Annotated in this window: 18 protein-coding genes; 2 read left to right on the forward strand and 16 right to left on the reverse strand. The window is 66.0% G+C overall.

The features are described 5' to 3' along the window. Positions 1 to 401 precede the first annotated feature (401 nt). The 7 genes from tyrS to ABEA06_RS05850 form a co-directional block, all read right to left on the reverse strand. Positions 402 to 1,685 (reverse strand): tyrosine--tRNA ligase, encoded by a 1,284-nt coding sequence (tyrS, locus tag ABEA06_RS05820; protein ID WP_345310932.1) that lies wholly within the window; start codon positions 1,683 to 1,685, stop codon positions 402 to 404. Between the two features lie 34 nt (positions 1,686 to 1,719). Continuing rightward, positions 1,720 to 3,996, reverse strand: coding sequence for a HelD family protein (locus ABEA06_RS05825; protein WP_345310890.1), 2,277 nt, complete (start codon positions 3,994 to 3,996; stop codon positions 1,720 to 1,722). Between the two features lie 99 nt (positions 3,997 to 4,095). Further along, on the reverse strand, positions 4,096 to 4,623 hold the full coding sequence (locus ABEA06_RS05830; RefSeq protein ID WP_303382000.1) for an adenine phosphoribosyltransferase: 528 nt from the start codon (positions 4,621 to 4,623) through the stop codon (positions 4,096 to 4,098). Between the two features lie 49 nt (positions 4,624 to 4,672). Then, entirely contained in the window at positions 4,673 to 5,395 is a 723-nt protein-coding gene (locus tag ABEA06_RS05835; protein WP_345310891.1) for a DNA-3-methyladenine glycosylase, read from the reverse strand. 12 nt (positions 5,396 to 5,407) lie between these two features. Continuing rightward, positions 5,408 to 6,853 carry an argininosuccinate lyase gene (gene argH / locus ABEA06_RS05840; RefSeq protein WP_303382002.1) on the reverse strand — a complete coding sequence of 482 codons (1,446 nt, stop codon included), beginning with the start codon at positions 6,851 to 6,853 and terminating at the stop codon, positions 5,408 to 5,410. Positions 6,854 to 6,973: 120 nt separating this feature from the next. Beyond that, positions 6,974 to 8,182 carry an argininosuccinate synthase gene (locus ABEA06_RS05845; protein WP_303382003.1) on the reverse strand — a complete coding sequence of 403 codons (1,209 nt, stop codon included), beginning with the start codon at positions 8,180 to 8,182 and terminating at the stop codon, positions 6,974 to 6,976. 89 nt (positions 8,183 to 8,271) lie between these two features. Next, positions 8,272 to 9,789 carry a long-chain-fatty-acid--CoA ligase gene (locus tag ABEA06_RS05850; RefSeq protein ID WP_345310892.1) on the reverse strand — a complete coding sequence of 506 codons (1,518 nt, stop codon included), beginning with the start codon at positions 9,787 to 9,789 and terminating at the stop codon, positions 8,272 to 8,274. A 180-nt stretch (positions 9,790 to 9,969) separates the two neighbouring features. Here ABEA06_RS05850 and ABEA06_RS05855 point away from each other — a divergent pair, with 180 nt between their 5' ends. Next, on the forward strand, positions 9,970 to 10,401 hold the full coding sequence (locus ABEA06_RS05855) for an ankyrin repeat domain-containing protein (protein WP_303382018.1): 432 nt from the start codon (positions 9,970 to 9,972) through the stop codon (positions 10,399 to 10,401). A 24-nt stretch (positions 10,402 to 10,425) separates the two neighbouring features. On the opposite strand, the gene ABEA06_RS05860 is transcribed toward ABEA06_RS05855, so the two are convergent. From ABEA06_RS05860 to argC, 6 genes are all read right to left on the reverse strand, one after another. Beyond that, positions 10,426 to 10,920: an arginine repressor gene (locus tag ABEA06_RS05860; RefSeq protein WP_303382005.1), complete on the reverse strand. Its 495-nt coding sequence runs from the start codon at positions 10,918 to 10,920 to the stop codon at positions 10,426 to 10,428. Beyond that, positions 10,917 to 11,891, reverse strand: a complete 975-nt coding sequence (gene argF, locus ABEA06_RS05865; RefSeq protein ID WP_303382006.1) for an ornithine carbamoyltransferase — start codon at positions 11,889 to 11,891, stop codon at positions 10,917 to 10,919. The genes ABEA06_RS05860 and argF overlap by 4 nt, the downstream gene beginning before the upstream one ends. 31 nt (positions 11,892 to 11,922) lie before the next feature. Next, positions 11,923 to 13,173 (reverse strand): acetylornithine transaminase, encoded by a 1,251-nt coding sequence (locus ABEA06_RS05870; RefSeq protein ID WP_303382007.1) that lies wholly within the window; start codon positions 13,171 to 13,173, stop codon positions 11,923 to 11,925. Continuing rightward, positions 13,173 to 14,117 (reverse strand): acetylglutamate kinase, encoded by a 945-nt coding sequence (argB, locus tag ABEA06_RS05875; RefSeq protein ID WP_303382008.1) that lies wholly within the window; start codon positions 14,115 to 14,117, stop codon positions 13,173 to 13,175. The genes ABEA06_RS05870 and argB overlap by 1 nt, the downstream gene beginning before the upstream one ends. A gap of 12 nt (positions 14,118 to 14,129) precedes the next feature. Then, positions 14,130 to 15,335 carry a bifunctional glutamate N-acetyltransferase/amino-acid acetyltransferase ArgJ gene (argJ, locus tag ABEA06_RS05880; protein WP_345310893.1) on the reverse strand — a complete coding sequence of 402 codons (1,206 nt, stop codon included), beginning with the start codon at positions 15,333 to 15,335 and terminating at the stop codon, positions 14,130 to 14,132. A gap of 82 nt (positions 15,336 to 15,417) precedes the next feature. Then, entirely contained in the window at positions 15,418 to 16,467 is a 1,050-nt protein-coding gene (gene argC, locus ABEA06_RS05885; protein ID WP_345310894.1) for an N-acetyl-gamma-glutamyl-phosphate reductase, read from the reverse strand. A 184-nt stretch (positions 16,468 to 16,651) separates the two neighbouring features. Here argC and ABEA06_RS05890 point away from each other — a divergent pair, with 184 nt between their 5' ends. Then, a complete protein-coding gene (locus tag ABEA06_RS05890) occupies positions 16,652 to 17,614 on the forward strand; it encodes a quinone oxidoreductase family protein (RefSeq protein ID WP_345310933.1) in 963 nt (320 codons plus the stop codon). 5 nt (positions 17,615 to 17,619) lie between these two features. On the opposite strand, the gene ABEA06_RS05895 is transcribed toward ABEA06_RS05890, so the two are convergent. Genes ABEA06_RS05895 through pheS form a run of 3 tightly spaced genes read right to left on the reverse strand, consistent with a single transcriptional unit; the run spans position 17,620 to position 21,853 of the window. Beyond that, positions 17,620 to 18,216, reverse strand: coding sequence for a hypothetical protein (locus ABEA06_RS05895; protein WP_345310895.1), 597 nt, complete (start codon positions 18,214 to 18,216; stop codon positions 17,620 to 17,622). A gap of 20 nt (positions 18,217 to 18,236) precedes the next feature. Beyond that, positions 18,237 to 20,792 (reverse strand): phenylalanine--tRNA ligase subunit beta, encoded by a 2,556-nt coding sequence (pheT, locus tag ABEA06_RS05900; RefSeq protein WP_345310896.1) that lies wholly within the window; start codon positions 20,790 to 20,792, stop codon positions 18,237 to 18,239. Between the two features lie 2 nt (positions 20,793 to 20,794). Continuing rightward, positions 20,795 to 21,853, reverse strand: coding sequence for a phenylalanine--tRNA ligase subunit alpha (gene pheS, locus ABEA06_RS05905; protein WP_303382013.1), 1,059 nt, complete (start codon positions 21,851 to 21,853; stop codon positions 20,795 to 20,797). Positions 21,854 to 21,914: the final 61 nt, after the last annotated feature.

A 21,914-nucleotide genomic window follows, 5' to 3' on the forward strand; every position in this document is an offset into this window, starting at 1 on the left:
GCATCAGGCCATCAACCAAAAAAACAAATTCTTGGTATCAACAAACTAGGCACACTATTGAGTTGACAAACAACAAACCACACGGCGGATCTCAGCGATCCTGTCGTTGGTTGAAATTTTCGCTGCCCGCTGCGAACCTCTCGGTTTCACTCGGAAGCAACTTTTCTATCGTAGTACCTTCTGTTTCGGCGTGTCAACTTGACGTTCCAAGTCTGTTCGCTTCCACTGCGGGTAGCTGTCGATTCCGCATGAACAAGGCGCAGGAACAACCTGTGCTGATCTTTACGGGATGTTCACCGCTGCGTTGGCTTTTCGGCCTTGCCCGCGGCGACTCGGACTACATTACACACGGATCGGCACCCGCGCAAAGCCTCTGCTGGAACCGCGCGACTGCGCGGGTTTCAGCGGACGGTGACCGCTGCGAGGTTCTTCTTACCCCGGCGCAGCAACGCGAACCGGCCGTGCAACAGGTCGCCGGTTTCCAGGGCGGCCTCGGCGTTGGTGACCTTTTGGTTGTTGACCGACACGCCACCCTCCTTGACCGTGCGGCGTGCGGCGGACTTGGACTCCGAGAGCCCCGTTGCCACGAGGAGATCAATGATCGTGGTCTGATCCGCGTCGACTTCAGCGTGCGGGAGTTCAGCGGTGACCGAGGCCAGAGTTTCCTCGTCGAGGTCGGAGAACTGTCCTTTACCGAAGACGGCAGCCGAGGCGGCAATGGCCTTACGCGTGGCTTCTTCACCGTGAACCAGCGTATTGACCTCGTGGGCCAACGCCTTCTGCGCTTCACGCCGGTACGGCTCGTTCTGCGTGAGGCGAGCGAGCTCTTCGATTTCTTCTCGACTGCGGAAGGTGAAGACCTTGAGGCGGTCCACCACATCTGCGTCCGCGGTGTTGAGCCAGAACTGGTAGAACGCGTACGGCGAGGTGAGCTCGGGGTTCAACCAGATCGCGTTGCCCTCGGACTTGCCGAACTTGGTGCCGTCCGAGTTGGTGATCAACGGGGTACCGATGGCGTGGACGGTGGCGCCCTCGACCTTTCGTACCAGTTCGGTACCCGACGTCAGGTTTCCCCACTGGTCGGATCCACCGGTCTGCAGCACGCAGTCGTACTCGCGGTACAGGTTCAGGAAGTCCATACCCTGCAGGATCTGGTAGCTGAACTCGGTGTAGGAAATACCCTCGTCCGAGTTGAGTCGCTTGGCGACAATGTCTTTCTTGATCATTGTGCCCACGCGGAAGTTCTTGCCGACGTCCCGCAGGAAATCAATGGCGGACAGCCGCGAGGTCCAGTCCAGGTTGTTGACCATGCGCGCGGCGTTGTCCCCTTCGAAGGAGAGGAACCGCTGAACCTGTTCGCGCAACAGCTCGACCCACTCGGCCACGGTCTCGCGGGAATTCAGCACTCGTTCGGAGGTCTGCCGCGGATCACCGATCAAGCCGGTGGAACCACCGACCAACCCGATGGGGTTGTGCCCGCCCAGCTGCAGACGGCGCAGCAGCAACAACTGGACCAGGTGACCCAGGTGCAAAGAGGACGCCGTGGGGTCGAATCCGCAGTAATACGTGATCGGCCCGGATGCGAGGGCCTGCTCAATGGAATGCGGGTCCGTGGACACCTGGATCAGTCCGCGCCAGTTCAACTCCTCCCACAAGGAATCGAAGGTCGGATCGTTGTGCTGCATGCTCAAATCGGTGGTTGACACGAGGACCAAGCTATCAGTCCTGCGCCGGCGAGTGGGTGTGGTCCAGGCCCACTGGCATGCCATGCGCGGCCACCATGTACAGGCGCTGGGTGGGCCGTGTCATGGCCACGTACAGATTGCCCACTCCCCCGGCCGGGTCATTGGCAATGTCCGCTGGTTCCACGACCACCACGGAATCGAATTCCAGCCCCTTGGCGTCCCACGGGGTGAGCAGCATGATCTGGCGATCCAGCCGTCGCATCCCCGCGGCGACCAGCCCCGGGAACGCCTGATCAAGTGCGCCGGCCACGGCTGCAATCGCGTCACCCGGGCACACGACACCGATCAGTCCCCCCTCGACCAGCTCGAGCTCCCCCCGCAGTTGCTCGACCACGGCGTCGGCCACTTCTTCTCGCCCGGCGACGTTAATGAGAACGGGATCCTCCCCGTCACGAACCGCACGCGGGTCCGACACTCGCAGGCCTGCCGCGCGGGCAACGCGCACCGCGGCGTCGGCAATGGGCTGAGGCGTGCGGTAGTTGACCGTGAGTTCCTCCAGGCAGAAGCGATCCCCCACGAACGGTTCCAACGCGCCCTCCCACGTGGTTGCCGCGGCGGCATTACCCGCCTGGGCGATGTCCCCGACCACCGTGAACGATTTCATGGGGCATCGGCGCATGAGAACGCGCCACTGCATGGCGGACAGTTCCTGCGCCTCGTCCACGACCACGTGGCCGTAGGCCCACGTCCGGTCCGACGACGCCGCTTCGGCCGCGGTCATGCGCCGTACCGGTTCCTCGTTCAACGTGGTCAATTGGTCCACCGTGATGATGCCCTGGGCCCCGATGTCCTCGAAGCCCTCCGCCATGGTGGCGAGCACCTTCTCCGCGGACTCGGCGGCTTTGCGCTGTTCGGCGGCCTGGCCCCGCAGCTTGATGCCCGCGGAATCGAAGTCCCCGAGAAGTTCGGCCGCTTCATCGAGCAGGGGAACGTCCGCTGCGGTGAGCGGAGCGTCCGGGGCGCGGAGCAGCTGGGCGATGTGGGCATCACGGAGATCGGGGGCCGCCGATCGCAAGTAGTGCTCCTTGGAGAACAACTGACTCACCAGCTGCTGGGGCGTGAGCGGCAACCACAACAGGTTGAGTGCCACGCGAACGTCCCTCGACTGCCGCAGATCCTCATTGAGGTAAGAACGATCCATGGTGGAACCGGCCTTGTCATTGAGCTGCTGGCCGAGGGTCTCCGCAAGCTGCTTGATGATGGTTTTCACGAACGTCTCGCGCGCCTCGTTGTGGGGCTTACCGGTGGCGCGGGCCCGTTCTCGAGCATGGCGCACCAGCGAGCGCTTGAGCCGCACGGAGTGACCGTCCACGGTGAGCCAGAGGTTCTTCTCCGGAACCTTCTGCCGATCGGCCACGGCGCGCGTGATCACGTCCACCATGTGCAGACCGGATTTCCAGCGCGCCACCCACGGGTCTCGTTCCACCTGTCCGTGCACACCGGGGTACAGGTCTGCCAGTGAGGACATCACCACGCCGGTCTCCCCCAGCGCGGGCAGCACACGTTCGATGTACCACAGGAACGAGGACGACGGCCCCACGATGAGCACGCCCGACTTGGCCAGGCGTTCGCGGTGCTCGTAGAGCAAATAGGCGGCTCGGTGCAGGCCCACCGCGGTCTTACCCGTACCGGGTCCGCCCTGGACCACCCGTACACCCTTAAGTGGCGCGCGAATAATGCGGTCCTGTTCCGCTTGGATCGTGGAGACGATGTCGTTCATGCGACCGGTGCGGGTCTTGTTCAGCGCGGCGAGGAGTGCACCCTCGCCCCTGACGATCTCGTCCTGTTCCACGGCCTCGGTGTCGAAGACGTCGTCCTCGATGGCGGTGACGTCACGCTTTTCCATGATCAGGTGCCGACGCCGCGCGAGCCCCTGGGTGTTGCGCGCGGTGGCCTGGTAAAACGCGCCGGCCTCCCGCGCACGCCAGTCCAGCACCAGGCGTTGGTGGTTCTCGGTGGCCAGGCCCAGTCGACCCACGTAGTGGCGTTCGTCGTCCTCGGTGTCGAGGCGGCCGAAAACGAGGCGTTCATCCACCGATTCCAGTTGCGTCAATCGGTCTTCGTAGTGACTGGCGAACGCATCGCGTTCGGATTTCGCCTGGTGACCGCCGCCGTAATCGCTGCGGCGCACCTTGGAGAGTTCGCGGCCGTTCTCGGCGCGCAACTCATCGAGACGTTCGTACGCCTGTGCAACGTAATCCCGTTCCAGCTCGAGCTGCTGGGCGGTTCTGTCTGACGCGGACTCGGTCACGCAATTCACCTCACGGGGACGAAAACGACCGCCGGTTCCATAACCGGCGGTCGTCAATCCTATCGCGCTCCCGAGACCCAACGTGTCACGGGGAAAAATTCAGACGCGCAGTAGCGCGCGGACCCGGTGGCCGCCCAACTGCGCGCGGCCGCGCAGTGCAGTCAATTCCATGATCACGCCGAAACCCGCCACATTGAACCCGGCGCGGGTCAGCAGCGAGGCCGAGGCGCCCAGGGTCCCGCCGGTGGCCAAGACATCGTCGAGGACGAGCACCCGCGAACCGCGCGGAACGTCATCCGTGTGGATTTCCAGGGTCTCGGTGCCGTATTCGAGGTCGTACTGCTGCGAGATGGTTTCCCGGGGCAGTTTGCCCTTCTTCCGCACGGGAACAATGCCCACACCCGAGGCGTAGGCCACGGCGGAGGCAATCATGAACCCGCGTGCTTCCACACCGGCCACGCAGTCATACTGCCCCCGGAAGGCGTCGACCAAGGCGTCCACCGTTCGCGCGAATCCATCACCGTCCGCGAACAGCGGGGTGAGGTCTCGGAACAACACCCCCGGTTCCGGGTGGTCCGGGATCTTGGCGCACAACCGGTCAATCATCTGCTCTACGGATTCAGTCACCGGACCATCGTATCCGTCGTTGTTACCGCATGAGCCGCTCACGCGGTTGCTACGAGCGGGTTCTTCGTTTCTTGACGGCTGCTTTCCGGTAGGCAGAGACCGTTGGGTCGTGTTCGAGCGCGAATCGCCACGGGAAAGCGTCGGTTCCGCCCTCTCCGGAAACGCCGGTGCGCGCGGTGGTCACGATGTTCAGCTGCCCCGCGCGGTCGGGCAGATACAGCCCCGTCCAGGGTTTCGGATACCCGGGGTTCTCGGCCACGAGACGCTGCGCGGCGAGCACGGGATCCGGGGAGCTACCCAGGTAACGCAACGGGGCGCCGTCGTCGGAACGGTCCAGGGCGAGCGCTTGGGCCACGTTGCCCGGCCCCCTGGCCAGGCCCGCGTGCGGTGGTTCGGTGATTCGATGGGCACTTCGACGACGCCGCGCGGCGTCTTCCCCCGCCACGACCTCTCCGGAGCGGATGAGGCAGCCGCCCGCCTGCCCGTCGGGACGACACACCAGGTTGAGCGCATGGTGGAGACCGTAGGTGAAGTACACGTAGAGGTGGGCGGGAGGGCCGAACATCGAGGCGTTGCGGGCCGTTCTGCCGCGATAGGTGTGCGCCCCGGGGTCCGGAAGGTCGGATCCTGTCGGGCCGCCGTAGGCCTCGACCTCGCTCAGCCGCAGCGCCACGGTGGCCTCCGGGTCTGAACGCACCAGGACCGCTCCCAGCAGCGCCGGAGCTGCCGCCGGCGCCGTTGCGGACAAGAGTTCTTCGAGCGGGTTACTCATGGACGTCAGGCGTCAGGAAACAATCGGCGGACGCGACTCGAAGGCCGCCAGTTCGCCCAGCTGGCGCTTGAGCTCGACAAGCTGCTGGGCCACCGCGGCCGGTGCCGTGCCGCCCTGAGAGTTGCGGGAATTCAGGGACCCTTCCACGGTGAGCACCTCGCGCACCTGCGGGCCGAGGTGTTCCGAAATCCGAGTGAACTGTTCGTCGGTGAGCTCCCACAGTTCCATACCGTTCTCCTCGCACACGCGTACGGCGTCGCCGGAGATCTCGTGGGCCTCGCGGAAGGGGACGCCCTGGCGCACGAGCCATTCGGCGACGTCGGTGGCGAGGGCGAAACCCTGCGGGGCCAGCTCGGCCAGGCGTTCGGGGTGGAAGACGAGCGTGCCCATCATCCCGGACACGGCGGGCAACAGGACCTCGAGCTGGTCGATCGCGTCGAAGACCGGCTCCTTGTCCTCCTGCAAGTCGCGGTTGTAGGCCAGCGGCAGACCCTTGAGGGTGGCCAGCAGACCGGTGAGGTCCCCGATGAGGCGACCGGCCTTGCCGCGGGCGAGCTCGGCGACGTCGGGATTCTTCTTCTGCGGCATGATCGAGGACCCGGTGGAGAAGGAATCGTCCAAGGTCACGAACGAGAATTCCTTGGTGGCCCACGTGGTGACCTCTTCGCTCATGCGAGAGATGTCCACGGCGGCCATGGCGGTGACCCACGCGAATTCGGCGTAGACGTCTCGAGCGGCCGTGCCGTCGATCGAGTTGAACACGGCGGAGTCGAAACCGAGCTCGGTGGCGACCGCGTTGGGGTCCAGTCCCAAGGAGGAACCGGCCAACGCGCCGGAACCGTAAGGGGACACGGCCGCACGCTTGTCCCAGTCGACCAGGCGCTGCACGTCGCGCAGCACGGCCCACGCGTGGGCGAGCAGGTGATGGGACAGCAGGATGGGCTGGGCGTGTTGCAGGTGAGTGCGCCCCGGCATGGGTGCGTACGGATAGCGTTCGGCTTGCGAGATCAGCGCTCGCACGACATTCAACAGGTCCTTGGCGATGATCCCCGCGTGGTCGCGCAGGTACATGCGACCCAGCGTGGCGATCTGGTCGTTGCGGGAACGGCCGGCGCGGAGCTTGCCGCCCAGCTGGGGCCCGGCGCGTTCGATCAGGCCGCGTTCCAGGCAACCGTGCACGTCCTCGTCGGAATCGGCGGGAACGTACGCACCGGAACGGACATCGGCCTCGAGCCGATCGAGCGCGGCAATCATGGCGTCCAGTTCTTCCGCCGTCAGCAGTCCGGCGGTGTGGAGCACGCGAGCATGAGCGCGGGAACCCGCAATGTCATAGGGAGCCAACCGCCAGTCGAACTGCGTGGATTTGCTCAGTGCGGCCAGAGCATCCGCCGGCCCGCCGGCGAAACGGCCGCCCCACAGGGCGCCCTCGTTGGTTCCGTGCTGCTGGTGCTGGGCCATGGTGCTCCTTGCTCGCGAGGTGGTGCTCGTTGGGGTTCCGGCCGGCCGTGACTGGTCCGGACGTGAATCCGGCCGGGCTCCAGTCTAGGAGCCCGGCCGGTCATGACGCGGCTATGTCGCTTAGTTCTCTCCGGCCAAGCGCTGTTCGCGCTGGGAGGCAACCTTTGACGACATGCCGAACAGCTCAATGAAGCCGCGGGCGTTGGACTGGTCGAAAGAGTCGCCTTCGTCGTAGGTGGCCAGGTTGAAGTCGTACAGGCCGGTGTCCGAACGGCGACCGGTCACGGTGGCGCGGCCGGCATGCAGTTCGATGCGGATGTCACCGTTGACGTACTTCTGGGTGTCGTCCACAAAGACGTCCAGGGACTTCTTGAGCGGCGAGAACCACTGACCGTCGTAGACCAGTTCGGTCCAGCGCTGATCCACGGTCTTCTTGAACCGGGCCTGCTCACGCTCGAGGGTCACGTTCTCGAGTTCGCGGTGCGCCGCGATCAGGGTCATGGCACCGGGGGCCTCGTAGATCTCACGCGACTTGATCCCCACCAGGCGGTCCTCGACGATGTCGATCCGACCCACACCCTGAGCGCCGGCGCGGCGGTTGAGCTCCTGGATCGCCTGCAGCGCGCTCACCGGCTTGTCGTCGATCGCGACCGGGACACCTTCCTTGAAGGTGATGATGAGCTCGTCCGCGGGCGGCGGGAAGGTGGGATCGTCCGTGTAGTCGTAGACGTCCTTGGTGGGACCGTTCCAGATGTCCTCCAGGAAACCGGTCTCCACGGCGCGTCCCCACACGTTCTGGTCGATCGAGAAGGGGTTCTTCTTGGTCGTGACGATCGGCAGGTTGTTCTTCTCCGCGTAGGCAATGGCCTTTTCACGGGTCAGAGCCAGGTCACGGACCGGGGCGATGCACTTGAGATCGGGGCCCAGGGTCTGAATACCGACCTCGAAGCGAACCTGGTCGTTGCCTTTACCGGTGCAACCGTGCGCCACGGTGGTGGCGCCGAACTGCTTGGCCGCCTTGACCAGGTGCTTGACGATCACGGGGCGGGACACGGCAGACACCAGCGGGTACGCATCCATGTACATGCCGTTGGCCTTCAGTGCCGGCATGCAGTATTCCTCGGCGAACTCGTCCCGGGCATCGGCAACGTACGCCTCGACCGCGCCGCAGTCCAGGGCGCGCTGGCGGATGGTCTCCAGATCCTCGCCACCCTGACCCACATCCACGGCCACGGCAATGACCTCAGCGCCCGTGGCTTCACCGATCCAACCGATAGCCACGGAAGTATCGAGACCTCCGGAGTATGCCAACACAACGCGATCGCTCACGGTGCTCTCCTCACTTTGCTGCACGACGAAAGATTTGCGCAGGGACCAGGCCCGCGCCTCAATGCATGACTATACAGCAGTTCTTGTATTTATGCATCGAGGCTGAGTTCGCGCTTGAGGATCTTGCCCGTGGGGCCCTTGGGGAGCTCGTCCAGCACCTTGTAATGCCGGGGGTACTTGTACTTGGCCACGCGTTCCTGGACAAAGGCATCCAGCTCCTTGGTCACGTCCTCGATGCTGCGCTCGCCCAGCGCCTTGGGGTCGAGAACGACGACGGCGCCCACCTCTTCGCCGTGCTTCTCGTCCGGCACACCCAGCACGGCAGCTTCCACCACGCCGGGGAACTGGTACAAGACCTCCTCGATCTCGCGGGGATACACGTTGTAACCGCCGCGCAGGATCATGTCCTTCTTGCGGTCCACGATGTAATACACTCCGTCATCGTCCCGGCGTGCCATGTCTCCGGTGTGGAACCAGCCGTCGCGGATGGCCGCCTCCGTGGCCCCGGGGTTCCGCCAGTAGCCCTTCATCACGTACTTCCCCCGGACCACCAACTCCCCCACGTCGCCGGTCGCGACCGGTTGGTCGTGACCGTCCACGATGTCCAGCTCGGCGCCGTCCACCGGGGTTCCGATGGAACCGGGTGTGCGAATTCCGCCGGGCTGATTCAAGGAGACCACCGGTGACGTCTCCGACAACCCGTAACCCTCGTGCACGGTCGTGTTGAACACCCTCTCGAACTTTTCGAGAACCTCAACGGGCATGGGCGAACCGCCCGAGAGAGTGGCCCGCAGGTTGATGCCCTCCACCGCCTCCGGCCCGATCTGATTCACGGCGTGCAGCAGAGACACATACATACTGGGCACACCCACGAACACGGTGACTTTGTCCCGGCGCAGGATCTCCAGGGCCTTGACCGGGTCGAATCGAGGCAGCAACGTGACGGACGCGCCCGCGGAAACGACTCCGTTGAGCGCGACGGTCTGGCCGAACACGTGGAAGAACGGAAGGCCGCCGAATTTCACGTCCTCTTCGGTGAGGGAGAACCCCCTGGCGGACATCGTGGCGTTCGAGCGCAGATTGAGGTGGGTCAGCTCCGCGCCCTTGGGCTTGCCCGTGGTGCCCGAGGTGTAGAGCAGCACAGCGGTGTCGTTGTCTGCTACCTCAGCCACATCGTTGTCGGGTTCCACACCCTGCAGCTTCTGAAGGGTGTCCTGCGCACCAATGGCCACCACCGGGATGTCACCGGCGTCCTTGGCGGCCTGCTGACTGGCCTCGATCATGGCCTCCCACGTCAACACCGCGGAAACCTCGGCGTTGGTGAAGTGGTAGCTGAGCTCTCGCGGGGTCAACAGCGGGTTGAGGGGGACCACGATGGCCCCGATCCGCAAAATCGCGTAGTACAGCACGGGCATGTGGGGAACATTGGGCATGACCATGGCCACGCGGTCACCCGGCGTGATCCCTTGCGACTTGAGCATTGCGGCCGCCCGCGCCGACAGGTCGTTGAGTTGCGCGTACGTGACCCGGGTGTCATCCAGGATGATCACGGGGCGATCGGGGAAACGGTCGGCGGAATCAGTGAGCAGGGTGGCCACATTGGACATGAATAATCTCCCGATAGCTGTAGTGATCTGTGACACATGAGACTGCCAGTATCGGGTAACAGAGTCAATGCGACGCTCCGTGGCCACCGCTATCGTGTCGCAGCGCCATGGGACACTGTCCTGGTGGCACCCGATCCGGGAGACGCCGCGCCATGTCAGATCGTTCAGGAGGAACCGCCCGTGTCCGCATCGGAGAACAACGCCCAGCAACCGCAGTTGAGCGACGAGGAAATCGAATACGTCAATTCCCTCTTCGACGCCGCCCGCGAGGGTAGGAACGACTTCTTGCGAGAAGCACTCGAGGCGGGTGTCCCGGCCAACCTGACCAACGCCAAGGGCGACACGCTGCTGAACCTGGCGGCCTACCAGGAGCAGGAAGAGACCGTGTTCATGCTCCTCGACCACGGTGCGGATACCGAGCGCGTGAGTGACGCGGGGTTCACCGCGTTACTCTGCGCGGTGTTCCGGGGCAATGAGCCCATTACGCGCAGGCTCCTGGAAGCCGGTGCGGGTCAAGCCACGGGTAACCAGCACGCCCAGGATGTGGCCAAGGTGTTCGGGCAGGAGAACCTGTTGCCCGTGCTCCAGGAGTTCGAACCCCGCGAGTCCTGAACACGGCAGACCGGACACCGCGGATCAGCGGGCCATGTCCAGGAATTTCTGCGCCACCGCTCCCCCACCCTGGGGATCCCGGCAGACAATCATGATGGTGTCGTCCCCGGCAATCGTGCCCAGGATGCCCGGGAGTACCGAATGGTCGATCGCGGACGCGAAGTACTGGGCGGCTCCCGGCGGGGTCCGCAGAATGACCAAGTTCGCACTCGCTTCCGCCGTGACCAGCAAGTCCTTGCACAGTCCGGCAAGGCGCGCGTCCAGGGTTTCTCTGGTAATACCGCTCGCGGGTGATCGATCCGCGCCCGCCTGGGGCACCGCGTAGACCAATCCGCCTTCCGGGGAGCGCACCCGCACGGCTTCGAGTTCGACCAGGTCGCGGGACAGCGTGGCCTGGGTGACCTGAACGCCGTCGGCGGCAAGCAAGTCGGCCAGCTCCGCTTGCGAGTGGATGTCCCCGCCGATCACCAGTTCGATGATGCGGGCCTGCCGGGCGGTCTTGGTGGCGGGAATGCTCACTGTCGCCCCCCGGCGCGGCGTAACGAATCGGGCCGATCCGCGGACAGCCCGGAAGAGTCCAACAACCACGTGAGCAGCGCCTTCTGGGCATGCACGCGATTCTCGGCCTCGTCCCACACCAAGGACGCGGGGCCGTCAATAACCTCGGCCGAAACCTCAACACCGCGGTACGCGGGCAGGCAGTGCAAGAACACCGCGTCCTCGGCGGCCTGTGCCATGGCCTCGGTCGTCACGGAATAGGGTCGGAAAATCTCGGCGCGGTCCGCCTTTTCGGCTTCCTGCCCCATGGACACCCACGTGTCGGTGACCACCGCGTGCGCCCCCGCGAGCGCTTCACCCATGTCGGTGGTGACCACCACGGAGCCACCGGTCTCTGCGGCGCGTTCGCGAGCGGCGTCGACAATATCCTGGCTGGGCAGGTGTGAGGCGGGGCCGGCAATGCGCACGTGCATGCCCGCGGTGGCGCAACCGAGCATGTACGAGTTGGCCATGTTGTTGGCGGCATCGCCCACGTAGGTCAGCGTGCGGCCCGTGACGTCCCCGAACCGCTCGCGGAGTGTGAGCAGGTCCGCGAGGATCTGACACGGATGGTAATCATCGGAGAGCCCGTTGATCACCGGCACGGAGCTGTACTCGGCCATCTCCTCCAATCCGGACTGCTCGAAGGTGCGCCACACGACGGCGGCGAGCATGCGGGAGAACACGCGTGAGCTGTCCGCGATGGTCTCCTTATGACCCAGCTGGGACTCCCCCGGGTTGATGATGAGCGGATTGCCGCCCAGGTCTGCTATCCCGGTCGCGAAGGAAACCCTGGTGCGCGTGGAGGTCTTGTCGAAAATGACACCCACGGTTTGCGGCCCGGCCAGGGGACGGCGGCTGAACCGATCGGCTTTCAGTGCCGCGGCCAGATCAAGGACCTGTTCCTGTTCCTGGGGGCTCAGATCGGTATCGACCAGAAAATGACGCAACATGTGGGTTCCTCCTGCGAATGAAAAATGTCTGTTATGGACCGGCGAGCTCGGTGCGGGCATCGTCGATGATGCCGGGAAGAGCCGCGACAAAACTGTCGGTGTCCGCCGCGGTGATGATCAGCGGAGGGGCGAGGCGCACGGTCGCCGGGCCGGTCGCATTGATGATGAACCCGGCCTTGCGTGCCGCGGTGACCACGGCGGGGGCCAGAGCCTGCTCGGGCGAATCCTGGACCAGATCGATGCCGATCAGTAGGCCGTGTTGGCGCACTTCCCGCACGTCGGCCAGGTCGTTCAACCCGGCCGCCAGGTGCGCGCCCACGACCTCGGCGTTGCCCAGCAAACCATAGTTCTTGATGACGCCCAGCGTGGCCGACGCCGCCGCGGTCGCCAGCGGGTTGCCACCGAACGTGGTGCCATGCTGGCCCGCGGCCAGGAGAGTGGAAACCTCCGCACCCACGGTGATCATGGCCCCGATGGGGAAGCCGCCGCCGAGCCCCTTGGCCAGGGTGATGGCGTCCGGGAACTCGCCCTCGGGCAGTTGGGCCGTAGCGGCCAGCCACTGCCCGGTGCGTCCGATCCCGGACTGCACCTCGTCCACGATCAGGAGGGCGCGGTGTTCGCGGGTCAGTTCACGCGCGCGCGTCAGGAACCCCTCGGGCAGAGCATGCACACCCGATTCGCCCTGCACCGGTTCCACGATGAGCGCCGATACGGTGCCGTCCAGTTCCTGCTCGAGCGCCTCGATGGTCGCCGGGATGTGGGTGACTCCCCCGGGCAACGGTTCGAAGGGCGCGCGGTAGGCCGCTTTGGCGGTGAGGGCCAGCGAGCCCATGGTGCGACCGTGGAAGGCGTTCTCCAGCGCCAGCACCCGGGTGCGCGGGGCGCCGTCGGGAGCGGGATGGGCCGCACCGTGCCGGCGGGCGAGCTTGAAGGCCGCCTCGTTGGCCTCGGACCCCGAATTGGCGAAGAAGACGTGTGAGCCCTCGGGCGCGCCGGTCAACTCAAGGAGCTTATGCGCGAGGGAGATCCCCTGCGGCGAGGTGAACAGGTTGGAGATGTGCGCGAGCCTGCCCGCTTGCTCGCTGACCGCCGCCACCCATTCCGGGTGCGCATAACCAATGGAGTTCACGGCAATCCCGCCGAGCAGGTCGAGGTAGCGCTTGCCGTTGGCGTCCCTCACGTGGACGCCCTCGCCCTCGGTGAGCACCAGGGCGGGATCCCCGAAAACGCCCAGCAGGTTGTCCTTGTAGTCCTGAAGCAGGTCGTTCTGTGCGTTGCTCATTACTTGTCTCCGTCCGGGGTGACCTCGGTGCCGATGCCCGTGTCCGTGAAAATTTCCAGCAGTGACGAGTGCGCGGAGCGCCCGTCCACAATGGACGCCCGCGGCACGCCGTTGTCCACGGCGCGCAGTGCCGCCTGCATTTTGGGGATCATGCCGGATTCGAGACTCGGCAGCATGTCCCGCAGCTCGGTGGTGGTCAGTGAGGAAATCAGGGAGGACCTGTCCGGCCAGTTCGCGTAGACACCTTCCACGTCCGTCAGGGCCACGAATTTCTCGGCTCCCAGGGCCACGGCGACCTCGGCCGCGGCGGTGTCCGCATTGACGTTGAGCACCTCGCCCGTGAGATCACCGGAACCGTCCGAGGCGGCCGGATCATCGGCCAGCTCGGGAGCGATCGAGGCGATCACCGGGATTTTGCCGATGTCGATGAGCTGTTCCACGGCCGCCGTATTGACTTTCTCCACCGTCCCCACCAGGCCGAGATCCAGCGGCTGACCGTCGGACCCCGTGCGGATCCTGCGTGCCTGCAACAGACCGGCATCCTCACCGGACATGCCCACCGCGTACGGGCCGTGCGCGTTGATGAGGCCCACGAGTTCGCGTCCCACCTGGCCGGTGAGCACCATGCGGATCACCCCCATGGCCTCGCGAGAGGTCACGCGCAGCCCGTCTTTGAACTCGGACGGGATGTTCAAGGTGGCCAACATGGCGCTGATCTGGGGACCGCCACCGTGGACGACCACGGGTTTGATGCCCACGTGCCGCAGGAAGACCATGTCCTCCGCGAAGGCGCGGCGCAGGTCGTCGTTGATCATGGCGTTGCCGCCGTACTTGAAGACCATGACGGACCCGGCGTAGCGCTGGATCCAGGGCAGGGCCTCCATGAGGGTTTCCGCCTTGGTCTGGGCGGTTTCGTACCTGGTGTTATCGCTGAAACGTGACATGACGGGCGCGCGTCAGCTGGAGTACGCGCTGTTCTCCTCAACGTAATCGTGGGTGAGGTCGTTGCTCCACACCGTGGCCCGGTGATTGCCGGCCTTCAGGTCGATGACGATGTCCACGGCGCGGGCGGCGGCCATGTCCACGTTGTCACGAGAATCTCCGATGGCCCCGTTGCGGCACACCATGACCCCGTTGATGGTCACGTCGATCCGGTCCGGATCGAACTGCGCGTTCGTGGTGCCCACCGCCGAGAGCACCCGGCCCCAGTTGGGGTCGTTGCCGAACACCGCAGTCTTGAGCAGTGCGGAACGGGACACCGTGCGGGAAACGTCCTCCGCCTCGGTCTCGGTGGCCGCCCCCACGGTGGTGATTGCGATGTCGTGGGAGGCACCCTCGGCGTCGGTGATCAGCTGCTGGGCCAGGCTGTGGCACACGGCCGTGAGTGCGCGGGTGAACTCCACCTCGTCCGCGGTGTTCCCGGAGGCCCCTGATGACAGGAGAGTCACCGTGTCGTTGGTGGACATGCAGCCGTCCGAATCCGTGCGGTTGAACGTTACGCGGCAGGCCTCGCGCAGTGCGCGGTCCAGGGCGTCTGCGGGTAATTTCGCATCCGTGGTGATGACCACGAGCATGGTCGCCAACCCCGGTGCGAGCATGCCCGCCCCCTTGGCAATGCCTCCGACGGTCCAGCCGTCTCGCGCGGCACACGCCTGTTTGGAGACGGAGTCGGTGGTCATGATGGCCTCCGCGGCGGCCTTGCCCGCCTCGGGCCCGGCCGCGAGCGCGTCGGTCAGCGTCGGAATTCCCGCCCTCATCACGTCCATGGGCAGTTGCTCACCGATCAGTCCGGTCGAACACACGAGGACGTCCCCGGCGCCCACTCCCAGCCGATCGGCCACCAGCTCCGCCGTTTCATGGGTGTTCTGGAATCCTTGTGCGCCGGTGCAGGCATTGGCCCCGCCGGAGTTGAGGATCACCGCGCGGGAGGTCCCCTGGCGGATGACTTCGCGGGACCAGTGCACGGGTGCGGCGGCCACCCGGTTGGAGGTGAATACGGCCGCGGCGTCGAACTCCGGGCCGTCATTGACCACCAGGGCCAGATCCCTGCCGCCGGAGGTCTTGAACCCGGCCTCCACGCCGGCGGCGCGGAAACCGGCGGTGGCGCACACGCCATAGGTCGTGTCCGCCGTGATGTCGGGAACGGGGTTGTGGGATTCCATGAAAACTCCTGGGGGCGTCAAAGGTGAGGTTGGTGGGCACCGTTAGCGAGCGGCGCGGTACGCGCTGCATCTCGGTACTGGATCAGGGGGCGAGACCCTGGAGGTGGAGTCCGGCTGTTTCCGGCAGGCCCAGCGCAATGTTGACGGATTGAACGGCACCGCCGGCCGTGCCCTTGGTGAGGTTGTCCAGCACCACGCTGACGATCAGCCGGTTGGCGTGCGGGTCGACCGCGAGCTGAAGTGCCACGTGATTGGATCCGACCACGGACTTGGTGGTCGGCCACTGGCCCTGGGGCAGCACGTGGATAAACGGTTCGTCCGCGTAGGCCTCCCGGTAGGTCTGCAGTGCCGTCTCGAGCGTGGTGCCCTCGGCCAACGGTGCGGTGGCGGTGGTCAGGATGCCGCGGGGCATGGGCGCGAGCGTGGGCGTGAACGAAACGCTGACGTCCTGGCCCGAGGCCCAGCCCAGACCCTGCTCGATCTCCGGTGTGTGGCGATGACCGCCGCCCACGCCGTACGGGGACATGCTGCCCATCACCTCCGCCCCCAGCAGGTGCGGCTTGGCGGATTTGCCCGCGCCGGACGTGCCGGACGCGGAGACGATCACGATGTCGCGCGTGGACACGAGCCCCGCGGCGACCGCCGGTGCCAGCGCCAGCAGGGACCCCGTGGGATAGCATCCGGGAACGGCGATGCGCGTGGCGCCGCCGAGCTTCTCCCGCTCTTTGGCGCCGCTGGGATCGATGATGAGCTCGGGCAGACCGTAGGGCCAATGACCGGCGTGGCCGCCGCCGTAGAACGCGTCCCAGGCCTCGGCGGATTCCAACCGGTGGTCCGCACCGGCATCCACGACCACGGTGTTCTCCGGCAGCTGCGCGGCGATCTCCGCGGACTGGCCGTGCGGGAGGGCCAGGAACACGATGTCGTGACCCGACAGGTTCTTGGGGACGGTCTCGACGACCTCCATCTCCGCCAGCGCATGCAAGTGCGGCTGCAGGGCGCCGAGTCGCTGACCCGCCGTGGAGTGACCGGTCACGGTGGACACGGTGATCTCCGGGTGTCCGGCGAGCAGGCGCAAGACCTCTCCGCCCGCATAGCCGGTGGCTCCTGAAACAGCTGCGGTGTACGTCATACCGGCCAGCATACCGCATGGATATACAGCGTGTTCAATATTTATACATTTTCGCGTGCCGATCCCCCACGAGAGTGAGTGAGGGGGCGCAACCGGGGTTGAACCGATCGGTGTGGAGCGCAAGACTGACCGTAACCATTGACTACCGGCGCTCGCGCCCGGAGGAGACACCGTGAACGACACCATGAAAGCCATTGCCGCACAACAAAGCGGTGGCCCGGACGTCCTACAACCGGCCGACGTGGAGACCCCCCGGCCCGGATCCGGACAGGTCGTGGTGCGCACCGCGGCAATGGGCGTGAACTTCATTGAGACGTACCAGCGCGAGGGCGTGTACTCCGTGGCTCACCCGTTCACTCCCGGCTCCGAGGGCGCCGGCGTGGTGAGTGCCGTGGGTGAGGACGTCACGTCCGTGTCGGTGGGGCAGCGCGTGGCCACCTCGGAGGCCATTCGCACTTACGCGCAGTACTTCGTGGTGGACGCGGAAAAGGCCATGGCCGTTCCGGACGGGATGTCCGATCACGACGCCGCCGCCCTCCCCCTGCAGGGACTCACCGCCCACTACCTGGTGCGCTCCACGTTCGAGCTGGGTCCCGAGCACACGGCCGTGATCACCGCGGCATCCGGCGGCGTGGGCGGGCTCGCCATCCAGCTCATGAAGCGCATTGGTGCCACGGTGATCGCGTTGACCTCCACCGCAGAAAAGGCGGCCACGGCGCGTGAGTTGGGTGCCGATCATGTCCTGGGCTATGACGGTTTCGCGGACAAGGTCCGCGAACTCACGGACGGCCGCGGCGCGGACGTCGTGTACGACTCCGTGGGCAAGAGCACCTTTGACGAGTCGTTGAAGGCCACGCGCGTACGCGGCACGGTGGTGCTCTTCGGCGGCTCGTCCGGTCAGGTTCCGCCGTTCGACATCCAGCGCCTCAATGGTTCGGGTGCGTTGTTCCTGACCCGCCCGTCACTGGCGTTCTACCTCCGTGACGCGCAGGAACGCGCCTGGCGCTGGCAGGAGCTCACGGACGCCGTGGTGGCCGGGGACCTGAAGGTGCGGGTGGGTGGCACCTACCCGCTCGCCGAGGCCGCACGGGCCCATGCGGACCTGGAATCCCGCGCCACACAGGGCAAGCTGCTGTTGCTGCCGTAATCAGGTCAGCGTGCGTGTCGATTGAGGGCGCGCACGCCCCACACCGTGCCCGCAACGGACAGCAATGATAGCGCGGCCAGAACCCCCGCCTTCACCCGCTGACCCGTCACGGGGGAATCGGTGATGCCCGCGCCGTAGCTGCCGGGCTCATCCGTGTCCATGACGCGCAACTGTCCGTCATCCACGGCCAAGAGCGCGTCCACCGCTTGCGGGAAGTCCGAGTCCTGCTGTCCGGTCTCCGTACCGCGGAACGTGATTTGCTCGCCCACCTCGACCTGGGTCGGATCGTTCAACCCGTTGTCGAACGGGTGATCCTCTAGCAGCTCGTTGTCGGGCATGATGCCCGCGTAAATACCGTTGTAATCCTTGGTCACCAGGTCGTGGGTCATGGTCTGGTAGGTGCCGGAAACCACCATGGAGTTCCCGGCCCAGTCCGCGAGCCGTCCCGCCTTGTCGAAGGACAGCAGGGACGCGATGGCGAAAATCAATGCCACCACGACGCCCGCGAGCACGACCAGCACGATGCGCCAACCACCGGCTCTGCTGCGCCGGGGTGGCTCCTGCTCGTCGAAGTCAAAGAACTCGTGGGCGTCGTGTGACAAAAATTCTCCTTTGCTACGTGTCAGCTGCGCAGTTGCGCACCGTGGGCGGACTCGGCCGCGGCCACGGCCGCGTTGCGCGCCTCTGTTGCTTCATCGGCGGTCAGGGTACGGTCCGAAGCTCGGAATCGCATGGCAATCGCCACGGATTTCTTGCCCTCCGCCACACCGGTACCCGAGTACACGTCGAACACGCTGGCCGATTCCAGCAGGTCTCCGGCGCCGCTCTCCACGGTGGCCAGCAGTTGCGCCGCCGGGAGATCACCGTCCACCACGAGTGCCACATCCTGCGTTGCCGCCGGGTAGCCCGAGATCGCCTCCGCCACCACGGACGGGATCTCCCGTTCAATCAATGCCGAGAGGTCCAGTTCCATGACGCACGTGCGCTCCGGCAGATTGTGTGCCGCCACCAGCTTCGGGTGCAGTTCACCGGCCACACCGATGACCGCGCCGTCGGCGGTGCTCAGCACCGCCGTGCGGCCCGGGTGAAATGCCTGGTGCTGGCCCTGTGTGACCGTCAGCTCCACGCCGAGGACGGCGGCGGCGAGCGTCGCGGTGTCCAGGGCGTCCTGCCAATCCAGGCGCCGCGGCGTGACCCAGGGCCCCGCGGCGACGTCGTTGCCCGTGAAGACCGCCGCGAGCTTGCGCGGCTGATCCGGAATGGTCGTATTGAGGCGCGCCAGCTCCGCTTCGGAGGGGCGCTGCCCCAGCGGCGGGATCGGCCGGGTGTCCGGGGTGTAGCCCTCGGGCAAGAACACGTGACCCGATTCGAACAGCGCCAGATCACGGAAACCGCGCGAGTGATTGCGTTTCAGGACCTCGAGCAGACCCGGCAGGATGCTCACGCGCAGCAGAGGCTTGGCCTCGCTGATCGGGTTGGCCAGCTTGACCGACGTCACGGTGACGCCCGCCTCGGTCGAGCCCCACAGGTCGTTCTCGTCCTGGGAGACGAACGGGTAGCTGAGCACCTCCGTGAGCCCAGCAGCGGCCAGCGAGTTGGCCACGCGGCGTCGTGCGGCCTGCCAGCGGGTGAAACCGCGGCCGGGAGGGGCCACCGGGAGACGATCGGGGATCTTGTCGTACCCGTCCAGGCGGGCGATTTCCTCGACCAGGTCTTCCTTGTCGCTCAGATCCGGGCGCCACGTGGGCGGGGTGACCGTCCAGCCGTCCGCGGTCTCGATGACCTCGGCGCCGATCTCGCGCAGCGAATGCTCGATGGTCTCGGGCGAGTAGTCCACGCCCACGCGAGCCTCGGTGTATCCGGCGGGCAGCTCAATGGTCTCGAGAGCAACCGTCCGGTCGACGTCGGTCACGGCACCCGAATCGGTGCCCCCGGCGAGCTCGACCAGCAGATCGACCACGCGCTGAGCGGCCACCGGAGCGACCTGCGGGTCCACGCCCCGTTCAAAGCGCTTGGATGCCTCCGACGGCAACCTGTGGCGGCGGGCGGTGCGGGCAATCGAGATCTCGTCGAACCGAGCGGCCTCCACCAGAATGCGCGTGGTGGAGTCCGAGACCTCGGTCGTGGCACCGCCCATGACACCGGCCATACCGATGGGACCGGACTCGTCCGTAATGAGCAGATCCTCCGGGTCGAGCTCACGGGTCTTGTCGTCCAGCGTGGTGAGCTTCTCGCCCTGCTGCGCGCGACGCACCGTGATGCCACCCCGGAGCGTGTCCAGGTCGTAGTTGTGGATCGGGTTGCCGTACTCGAGCATCACGTAGTTGGAGATGTCCACGGGCAGGCTCAGGGAACGGATCCCGGCCAACCGCAAGCGCGACGAAAGCCACGGCGGGGTGGGTGCGGACGGATCCACGCCCTCGACCACGCGGGCCACGAACCGGGTGCAGCCGGGGCGGCCGTGGATCGGGGCGTCATCGGCGAGCGTGACCGGGAAACCCGCATCGTTGGCGGCCGGCACCGCGGGTGCCAGCTCGGCCACCGGATCGGTGAACGGCGAGCGCGTGGCATGGCAGTACTCGCGGGCCACACCGCGCAGCGAGAAACCGTAGCCGCGGTCCGGTGTCACGTTGATTTCGGCGGCGGAATCGTAGAGGCCCAGCAGTTCCATGGCGTCCGAGCCCAGTTCCGGGTCCAGGCCCAGGGTGGAGAGCACCAGGATGCCGTCGTGATCTTCGCCAATGCCCAGTTCACGCACCGAGGCGATCATGCCCGCGGAGGTGTGGCCGTAGGTCTTCCGAGCGGAGATCTTGAAGTCACCGGGCAGCACGGCGCCCGGCAGGGTCACCACGACCTTGTCGCCCACGGTGAAGTTGTGCGCACCGCAAATGATGCCCTGCACGCCGGAGGGGTCGATGCCCTTGCCGGTCAGGGTCTGCTCCTGGCCCTCCGGAACCACGCGCACGGTGCACCAGTTGACGGTCTTACCGTTGGAGTGGGTTTCCGGTTCCATGGTGAGCACCTGGCCCACCACAATGGGCCCGGACAGCTCGTCCGTGGGGCGGTGAATGTCTTCTTCTTCCAGGCCCACTTTGACCAGGGTGGCCAGGACGTCCTCGGCGGTCGCGTTCTCGGGTACGGGCGCGTAGTCGCGCAGCCATGACAAAGGAACTCGCATGATTAGATCTCCATCCCGAAGTGCTCGCTGAACCGGACGTCGCCCTCGACCATGTCGTGCATGTCCGGGACGTTGTTGCGGAACATCAGGGTCCGCTCTATGCCCATGCCGAACGCGAAGCCCGAGTACCGCTCGGGGTCGATACCGGCCGCGCGCAGCACGTTGGGGTGCACCATGCCGCAGCCGCCCCACTCGATCCAGCGGGGCCCGCCCTTGGCGGTGGGGTGCCACACGTCCAGCTCGGCGGAAGGTTCGGTGAACGGGAAGTAATTGGGGCGCAGCCGAATCTGGGCTTCCTCGCCGAACATCACCCGCGCGAAGTGCGTGAGCGTGCCCTTGAGATCGGCCATGGACAGGCCCTCGTCCACGGCGAGGCCCTCCACCTGGTGGAACACCGGGGTGTGGGTCGCATCCAGTTCGTCCGTGCGGTAGGTCTTGCCCGGGCACACCACGTAGACCGGCAGCTCGCGCTCGAGCAGGGAGCGCATTTGCACCGGTGAGGTGTGGGTGCGCAGGACCAGGTGCGAGGACGGCGGGTCCACGAAGAACGTGTCCTGCAGCTGGCGGGCCGGGTGGTCCGGCTTGAAGTTCAGGGAGTCGAAGTTGAACCATTCGTGTTCGAGCTCGGGGCCGTCCGCGATCTCCCAGCCCATGCCCACAAATACGTCGCCAATGCGGTCCATCAGGTTGGTGAGCGGGTGGCGTCCGCCCAGCCGACGACGCCGCGTGGCCGCGGTGACGTCCACGGCCTCCTCCACGAGGATGCGGGCGTCACGCTCCTCCTCGAGCACGGTGGTGCGTGCGGCGATGGCCTTGTTCACGCGGCCGCGGGCCTGACCAATGAGCTTGCCGGCCACGGCCTTCTGAGTCTTGTCCAGCCCACCGATCGTGCGGTTGGCCAACGCCAGCGGTGATTTCTCACCGGTGTGTGCCAGTCGCACGGCCTTGAGCTCGTCAAGATCCGAGGCTGCCTCGATCTCGGTGAGCGCGCGCTCTACGGCTGAGGTGACCCCGGCCTCGTCGGTGGGGTCCACCTCGATGGACGGTGTGGGTTCGGACATGGTTTCTCGCGTTCCTGCTCGCGGACGGGTTCAGCGCAGGACCTGGCAGCTACCGCTGCCC

This window comes from Kocuria gwangalliensis (assembly GCF_039544365.1).
GTDB classification, from domain to species: Bacteria; Actinomycetota; Actinomycetes; order Actinomycetales; family Micrococcaceae; genus Kocuria; species Kocuria gwangalliensis.